This window comes from Gottfriedia sp. NPDC056225 (assembly GCF_042267765.1).
Classification (GTDB): domain Bacteria; phylum Bacillota; class Bacilli; order Bacillales; family Bacillaceae_G; genus Gottfriedia.
On record NZ_JBHJTJ010000032.1, the window covers coordinates 44,523 to 53,176 of the forward strand.

The 8,654-nt window shown below is 36.1% G+C and carries 6 protein-coding genes; all 6 read left to right on the forward strand.

Annotated features, from left to right (window positions below; translation table 11 throughout):
- Positions 1-20 precede the first annotated feature (20 nt).
- Complete coding sequence (locus ACFCYN_RS18140; RefSeq protein WP_375950822.1) at positions 21-4,319, forward strand: InlB B-repeat-containing protein; 4,299 nt, start codon at positions 21-23, stop codon at positions 4,317-4,319.
- Positions 4,320-4,424: 105 nt separating this feature from the next.
- The gene (celB, locus tag ACFCYN_RS18145; protein WP_375950824.1) at positions 4,425-5,729 is read left to right on the forward strand and encodes a PTS cellobiose transporter subunit IIC; all 1,305 of its coding nucleotides are present in this window, start codon (positions 4,425-4,427) and stop codon (positions 5,727-5,729) included.
- 119 nt (positions 5,730-5,848) lie between these two features.
- On the forward strand, positions 5,849-6,364 hold the full coding sequence (locus ACFCYN_RS18150) for an RDD family protein (RefSeq protein WP_172446803.1): 516 nt from the start codon (positions 5,849-5,851) through the stop codon (positions 6,362-6,364).
- 28 nt (positions 6,365-6,392) lie between these two features.
- A complete protein-coding gene (locus ACFCYN_RS18155; protein WP_098118115.1) occupies positions 6,393-6,701 on the forward strand; it encodes a PTS sugar transporter subunit IIB in 309 nt (102 codons plus the stop codon).
- A 115-nt stretch (positions 6,702-6,816) separates the two neighbouring features.
- Positions 6,817-7,128, forward strand: a complete 312-nt coding sequence (locus tag ACFCYN_RS18160) for a PTS lactose/cellobiose transporter subunit IIA (RefSeq protein WP_375950826.1) — start codon at positions 6,817-6,819, stop codon at positions 7,126-7,128.
- Positions 7,128-8,444, forward strand: coding sequence for a 6-phospho-beta-glucosidase (locus ACFCYN_RS18165; RefSeq protein WP_375950828.1), 1,317 nt, complete (start codon positions 7,128-7,130; stop codon positions 8,442-8,444). Before ACFCYN_RS18160 ends, ACFCYN_RS18165 begins: the two co-directional genes overlap by 1 nt.
- The last annotated feature ends 210 nt before the right edge of the window (positions 8,445-8,654 follow it).

Below are 8,654 nucleotides of genomic sequence, written 5' to 3' on the forward strand. Positions count from 1 at the left end.
AATTATTTGGAGGAAGATAAATGAAAAGAAATAAATGGCTTTTTGGTAGAGCTCTTCCAGCTTCAGTATTAGCAGCATCAATGTTTGCATCACCTATTAATGGTGTTATTGCAAAAGCTGCACCGACTATTTCAACTCAATCAGTAGCGCCAACTTCAACTGGCACTAAGATTTTTATGAATACTACACAAATCACTCATGCGAAACCAAGTGGTTTAGATACAACTAAACCAGTAAAATGGACAACTTCTGATCCTTATGTTGCATATGTCGATACAATCGGTAATGCAAAGGGAGATTTTAGCGGGAAAATTCTAGGAGTATCTGGTGGTTCAGCAATTATCACTGGTACTGGAGTAGATGGAAGTGGTAATCCTGCAACGGTGAACATTACGGTTTCGGTAATTGAGACACAATCACATACTAATCTAGAAAAGCTTGTTTACTACTACAAAGCGGGCGACGCAAATATTCCAGCTGCTCTTGCTTCTACAAGTTGGAAGACAAGTCACATTCCAACTGCACCATCTGGAACTAAATTCCCTTCTAAAAGCTATGTTGGCTATGTTAATGGGGAAAATGGTGTGAAATGGTTAATTTCAAAAGATACTTTAATTAGGTCTAACGGTAATGTTAACTTTGGTGATGAAAAAGATCATCCAATCACGACTGGTATTGTATCAGATGCAATTACATTATATGATCCGAACTTAGCACCGGCTGATCAAATTCAATATTTGCAAGGTGGAAGATATATTCCGCAAACTGGTGAAAATTCAGGATCTGGAATTGATAAAAACGGTAATCCAACTCAATTTAACGCTAAAGAGGTCATTACGAACATTATGCCTGATGGTAATAATGGACTTTGGATTTTAGGTGCAAAAGGAAATGCTACTCATATTGTAAGAAAGCAAATGTCACTAATGGGTAAATCATTAGTTCAGGAAGAAATTTCTAGAAACTATGCAGACCGATTTGGATTCCAATCTGGATCTATGAGCTTTTCTGACCAAAATAATATGATTAAAGCACTTATGACTGCCGATAAAGATGCGATAACTTCAGTTTCTGATACAGATAATGATGGATTATGGACTACAATGTACGCTTCAGGTGAAATTTGGAGATACAACTACATGAAAGAAAACTTTGGTGAAAAAGATGCTAGAACAATCGACGCAAAAGCTTCTGCTGTTCGTGCTGTTGAAGCGATCGTAACACTAGGTTATGTTTCTGGAATGCAGTTAAAAGTACCTTCAAAAGAAAATGTAAATGACGTTGTATATATCGTTAACTCACTTGGTGGAAAAGTAACGACGATTGATGAAGGCAAGGCTTGGCTTGCAACAAATGAAGGAAAACCTGTTTTCGTTGATCAAGATGGAAATTATACATTAACTGATACAGGAAAACCTGCTTCTGCTGGTTTCTTTGCAAGATCATTCAAAGTAGAAGGTAGTAATAATGGTTCTACAACTACAGAAAGTAAGTCATGGGATCAAGCTTGGTTACAAAAAAGCGCTGGAACTACTACAGATGTAGATGGAAAAGAAGTTAAATATTCTGTCCCAGGTAAAATCAATGGGGGAACTGCAGGCATTAAAGCATATGACACTGTTGCAGTACCATCACGTTTAACAAATATTGTAAGAGATCAAAACCCTGGTCTAGATGATGCTACAAAAGCATTAGACTCAGATAAAGTCTATTACAAAGCAACAACGTCTACAGATGAATTAGTAGGTCATTACTTCACATTAGATCTTGCTTATAAAACATTTAAAGATAGCGATCCTGAGTTAGCGGCTCTTGTGAAAAATGATTTAATTAACCATACAAATGCGATGGTTTTAAACAACTATTACCAAGTAAGTGTGACTGGAGAAAACCCAATTGAATCTCGTTTTAATGGAGTTGCTCCTGGAAATGGATTAAATGCTCCTTCAGCTCCGACTAAATGGGCAAATTTAAATCCGGAATTCCTTGATGGTGTATCAAATGCTTGGGGTAGAAATGATTATGAAGATGGTCCATTAAATGCAACATTAGCATTACAAATGCTTGTAGCTGCAAGAGATATGGGTAGCTATACGCCTGAAGAAAAAGCTGAACTTGAAAACCAAGGCGTTGCAGTAATTGCTCCACTTGATTTTGCAAACGAATACAAAGTGATGAATGGTGTGAAAGCGTCTACAAAGTCAGAACACAATGATTACAAAACAAGATATCCAAAGTCATATAACTCAACTTCACTAATGGATATGTCATTGCAATACCACTCTAGATACTTTGGTATTTCGGCTCATAACGGAGATGATATCGGTGTAAGTGGTGTTTCTTACGAAGCATACATGAACTATTCTGATGAAGAAGAAGCAGCGTTATCATACTACACGTTATCTCACCATGCTGAAAAATCAACTTCTCAAGGTATCTTACAAGGCATGAACCAATGGTGGTTTAACGAAAAAAGAGAGAAAAATCCATTTATGTCAACTTTCTACGCAGCTTCTTTAGGTGCAATGAAAGATAAAGGATTTAGTATCGCAAACTCAACTGTTGACCTTGCAGGTTCAACATGGCAAATGACGCGTATTCCAAACAACTTCGTAAACTGGGATGTTCTTTCTGCCAATAGAAATGACGTAACACATGTTACGCCAGATTTAATGGTTGACCAACTTATTCCACGTGATGAAGTAATGATGTCTAAATACAATACAAACATTTTCGGAACGATGGATCGAAGAACAATTGATTCAGGTAACAGCACATCAATGGAATCTTCAACTGTAACATCTATGCCTTATTGGTTAACGCAAAACCCTGAGGATGCTGCTTATGTAGACGATTTAGGTTCAAAAGTTACAGCACCTGTAAATAATGGTACAGAAAGCTTAGACTACCCAACTAACGTAGCAGCTATGAATCCTAACGCTAAATATAATGAGAATACACATACATTCACAATTAATGTAGGTGACTCTGTTAAGTTGGATGCTAAAGCGACAGGCTATACGAAAAACGTAGCATGGTTAACGAATGCTTGGAATCTAGCAGGATATAGCAATGGAACACCATCGCAAATCAATGCGGATTCAAATGTTTCTTCAGTAATCGACTTAAGAAATTTAGCGGCTTACGATGAAGTAGGAAATGTAGATGCTACTGGAATTAGTGTTGATGGAGAGCATTATGGTGCATACGCAACTGCTTTAAAACCAGGTACAGTGACTGTTACTGGCTATACGATTGATGGGTTCTTTAGAACACCTAAAAAAGTAACGTACACAATTAAAGTTGTTGATCCAATGACATCAGGAGAAAAAATTGCTCCAGCTGAACTTGATAAAAATTCTTTCGCATATCCAACTTGGTTAAAAAATGCAATGGCTGAATCAGGATTAAATGAAGAAGGAAATAAATATGTAGAAGTTAGTTACGAGTCATCTTCACCAGACGACGTTACTATCGATAAAGATGGAAAAGTTACGTACAAAACAGACAAGCCAGCTAATATCACTGCAACAGTAGTATATTCTGGTATGACATTAGATGGTGATCCTGCTTTTGCAAATGATAGCCATGTGATGACTTACGAACGCACAGTATCTAAAAATGCAAAACAGACAGTTGCATTTGATTCTCAAGGTGGATCTTCAGTAGATTCACAGATTGTTAGTTACAATGAATCGATTACATCTCCAAAACCAACAAAAACAGGCTATACATTCGTTGGCTGGTATAAAGATTTAGCAGGTACACAAGCATGGAACTTTGCAACTGATCAAGTAACAGCATCTACTACCCTTTATGCTAAGTGGAGTATTAACAAATACACAGCTTCATTTAATAGTAATGGTGGATCTGCAGTTACTGCTAAAACAGTAAACTATAATTCTGTTGTAACAAAACCAGCTAATCCAACAAGAAAAGGATTTGTCTTCGCTGGATGGTACAAAGATGCTGCACTTAAAACAGCATGGAACTTTACGACTGATCAAGTAACAGCAAATACAACACTTTACGCAAAATGGACTGTTGCTACGCCGACAGGTTTAAAAGCAGCAAAAGCAAGTACAACTTCAGTTAAAGTAAACTGGGCTTCAGTAAGCGGTGTTTCTGGATATGAAATTGTTCGCGCAACGAAGAGTGACTTCTCTGATAAAGTGACAAAAACAACTACTTCAGGAACATATACTGCAACAGGACTAGTTAAAGGTAAAACTTATTACTTTAAAGTTCGTGCTTATACTCTAGTTGGTAAAGTGAAGGTTTACGGAAATTACTCAACAGTTGTTAAATACAAGCTATAAATTGAAAGTAAAAAGCTAATTATTATTGAATAAATTCCAAGGATCTTAGTAGAAAAGGAATTTCCTAATTTGCTAAGATCCTTAATCCTCAGAGAGGTGAGAAAAATGAAAAGTAATTTTTTTGAAAGAAAATTCTTACCGATTGCTTCTAAAATAGGCAATCAAAGACACTTACTAGCTTTACGTGACGGTATTATGTTTGCAATGCCACTAATGATTATTGGTTCGTTTTTCATTATCGTAGCTTGGTTAGAAGCAGATTGGTATCAAAACTTTATGGCAAAAGTATTTGGTGAAAATTGGAATGCTTTCGGAGACATCGTATATAACGGTTCAATGGGGATTATCGCCTTAGTAGCAGTATTTGGTGTTGCATACTCGTTAGCTAGTAGCTATAAGGTCGATAAAAAGAATATAGACGGAGTTCCAGCTGGGGTTTTAGCGTTAGCAAGTTATTTAATTGTTAACATTATGAGCACTTTTAAAGATGGTAAGGAAACCGTATCGGCTTGGTCACCTGATCTTTTTGGTGCACAATACTTGTTCGTTGGATTAATCATTGCAATTATTACTGCTGAAATTTATCGCTACTTCTTACAAAAGAAGATCATTATTACATTACCAGACACGGTACCGCCATCGGTTTCTCGTTCATTTACAGCCCTAATTCCTGGTTTCGTGATTATCCTTTTCTTCTTACTAGTTAGATATGGATTTAGTCATACAGGTTGGGGAGATTTTGCAACTTTTGTTCATAAAGTTGTGACACGACCATTTACGATTTTAGGTTCAACTTATATTGGTACGCTTGTTGCGTGTTTAATGGAACATATTTTATGGAACTTTGGTATCCACGGTTCATCAATCATTACATCGGTTATGGAACCAATTTGGATACAAAATGCTGACGCTAACTTAGCAGCAGTAAAAGCTGGTAAAGCACTACCACATATCATTACGTATACATTCTATGAAAATGGAATCTGGATGGGTGGATCAGGTGCTACTTTACCGGTAGCAATCTATATGACGTTTTTAGCGAAGTCAAAACTACTTAAGAAGGTAGGACGTCTAGCAATTGGACCTTCGATATTTAACGTTAATGAACCAATTATGTTTGGTGTTCCAATCGTTTTAAATCCATTTTTAATCGTTCCTTATATTCTTGCACCAGTAGCAGTGTTAACGGTTACGTATTTTGGTACAGTGATGGGGATTTTCCCTCATACAACAGGAACAATTATTCCTTGGACAACCCCGTACTTCATAAGCGGATATCTTATGACGGGTGGAAAAATTATGGGTGTAGTTATGCAATTAGTCGCTTTTGCGGTGGCATCATGTATTTGGTTCCCATTCATACGATTGTGGGATAAGAAAAATTTAGAATTGGAGAAAGCTAAAAATTAATTTTAAACCGATCTCCTTTCGGGCGTCGGTGTCATCCTGTTCATGAATGGCACCCAAATCATTTCGATGATTTGATAGGTCTTTAAAAAACGGATTATTGATTAGAAGGGACTACAACTATGGAAAATCGACAAAAAATTATTACTTCGTTTCGATTAAAAAGAATCGGTGCCTTTATCATTGATGCAATAATTGTTTCAATTATCTTGTCAATTGTATATCGCATAACAGGACTGCCAAACTTTCCAGGCGTTCTAGGAAATATGATTGAACTTCAGAAATCAGCAGCTAGTCAAGATGCAGCTGTAAAGGTAATGGCTCTTTTTAATGAAGCATTTCTCCAATCACTTATAATCTATTTTTGTTATGACGTAATAACAACTTTATTATTAAGAGGATCAACAATTGGAAAGTTGATCTTCCGATTAAAGTTAACACGTATTAATAACAAAAAAGGAAAACTACCTTATATATTACTAGTGATTGTTAGAAGTTTCTTTAAATTTTTGACGATGTTCATTTTTCAAGGTTTCCCATTCTTTTTATCCGTTATTAGCATGTTTGCTAATAAAAAATCTTTAGCCGTACACGATCGAATCGGACGCTTTGTCGTTATCAATAAAAACGAATTATAAAAACTTACAAAAGAAAGAGGAAATTATCATGAATATCTTACTTTGCTGTGCTGCTGGAATGTCAACTAGTCTAATCGTTTCAAAAATGGAAAAAGTTGCTGAATCAAACGGAATTACAGCACGTATATGGGCAGTTTCTGAATCAGTTGTTCGTTCAGAAATCGATGAGGCTGATGTGTTATTACTAGGACCACAAGTAAGATTCCTTTTAGAAGAAATGGAAGAAATCTGCGGAGAGAAAAATATTCCGGTTGAAGTAATTAATATGATGAATTATGGCATGTGTGATGGTGAAGCAATCTTAGAACAAGCCATCGAATTAATTAAAAACAAGTAGTCTTAATTATTGAGAAGTGACTCTTCTTCTCTTTATTCAAGCAATTTACGATGATTGCCTTAAACGAGAGGTATACAATAAAAAATTTTAATAAAAAAGAGAGGAGGTCATTTTTATGATTAAAAATGAAACGGAAATTTTCACACTGATCCTACATGGTGGTAACGGTCGAAGTGCAGCAATGGAAGCTATTAAAGCAGCAAAGAAAAAAGACTTCGTATTAGCACGTAAGAAATTGCAAGAAGCGGGTGATGCTTTAAATGAAGCACATCATATTCAAACAACCCTTATTCAATCTGAGATTGGTGGTACTCCAACGGAGATTTCACTTTTAATGATTCACGCACAAGATCACTTAATGAATGCAATGACCGTAAAAGACATGGCAAAAGAATTCGTTGACTTGTATGAAGGGGGGGTAAAGTAATGTCTAAGAAACTTAAAATCGTTACAATAGGTGGGGGTTCAAGCTATACGCCAGAATTGGTTGAAGGCATTATTAACCGTTATGAACAAATACCAGTATCAGAGCTTTGGCTTGTTGACGTAGAGGAAGGTCGTGAAAAATTAGAAACAGTTGGTGCTTTAGCAAAACGCATGGTCAAAAAGGCCGGAGTTCCAATGGAAGTTCATCTTTCTTATAATCGTCGTGAGGCTTTGAAAGATGCTGATTTTGTTACAACACAGCTTCGCGTTGGACAACTAGCTGCTCGTGCTCTCGATGAAAGAATTCCGCTTAAACATGGTGTAATTGGTCAAGAGACAAATGGGGCAGGCGGATTGTTTAAAGCACTACGTACAATTCCAGTTATTTTAGATATTTGTAATGAAGTTGAAGAGCTATGCCCGAATGCTTGGATACTAAACTTTACAAACCCTGCAGGCATGGTGACTGAGGCGGCATTAAGATATTCAAATATTAAAAGATTTATAGGACTTTGTAATATACCGATCGGAATGGAAATGGGTATTGCAAAACTTTTAAACGTAGATCACTCACGCGTACGAATTGATTTTGCAGGTCTAAATCATATGGTATTTGGAGTAGAGGTTTATTTAGACGGAGTTAGTGTAAAAGAGCAAGTACTTGAAATGATTATGGACCCGGCTAATGCAAGCTTTGCAAAAAATATAGATGCAGAAGAGTGGGCACCTGAATTCCTTAAAGCAATTAATGTCATTCCTTGTTCATACCATCACTACTACTACAAAACATCTGAGATGCTAGAAAGAGCATTAAAAGACTTTGAGTCGAACGAAACACGCGCAGAAGTCGTGCAAAAAATTGAAGCATCTCTTTTTGAAAAGTACAAAGATGAAGCGCTAGATGTAAAACCACCGGAGTTAGAAGAACGTGGTGGAGCTTACTATTCTGATGCGGCATGCCGATTAATCTCATCGATTTATAATGATACAAGAGATATTCAACCATTGAATACGGTGAATAAAGGAGCAATTTCAGGCTTACAATATGATAGTGCTGTAGAAGTAAGTTGTGTGATCACGAAAGATGGACCGGTTCCATTAACAATGGGAGAATTACCAGTTCCTATTCGAGGCTTAATTCAAACGATTAAATCATTTGAACAAACGGCAATTGAGGCTGCTGTAGAAGGTAATCGTGAAAAAGCAATTCTTGCTTTAACGATTAATCCACTTGTAGCGAATGATAAACTTGCTGTAGCAATAGTAGATGAGATGCTTGAAGCACATAAACAATATTTACCTAAGTTCTTTAAATAAAACAATTTTCTTAAGGTGGCGACCATCATGTGGTGCTGCCTTTTTTATTTATTTTAAAGATATTTGTAAGTCAAGAGCCTACTTAATACTTATTTTATTTGGGATTTTAACACTTTAATTTACTACAGAAGTCTTACAGTGGTCTTTTTTATTTTTAATAAATTCGTGAATATATATCTAGTAAAACAAATACATATAGAACTTTAAATC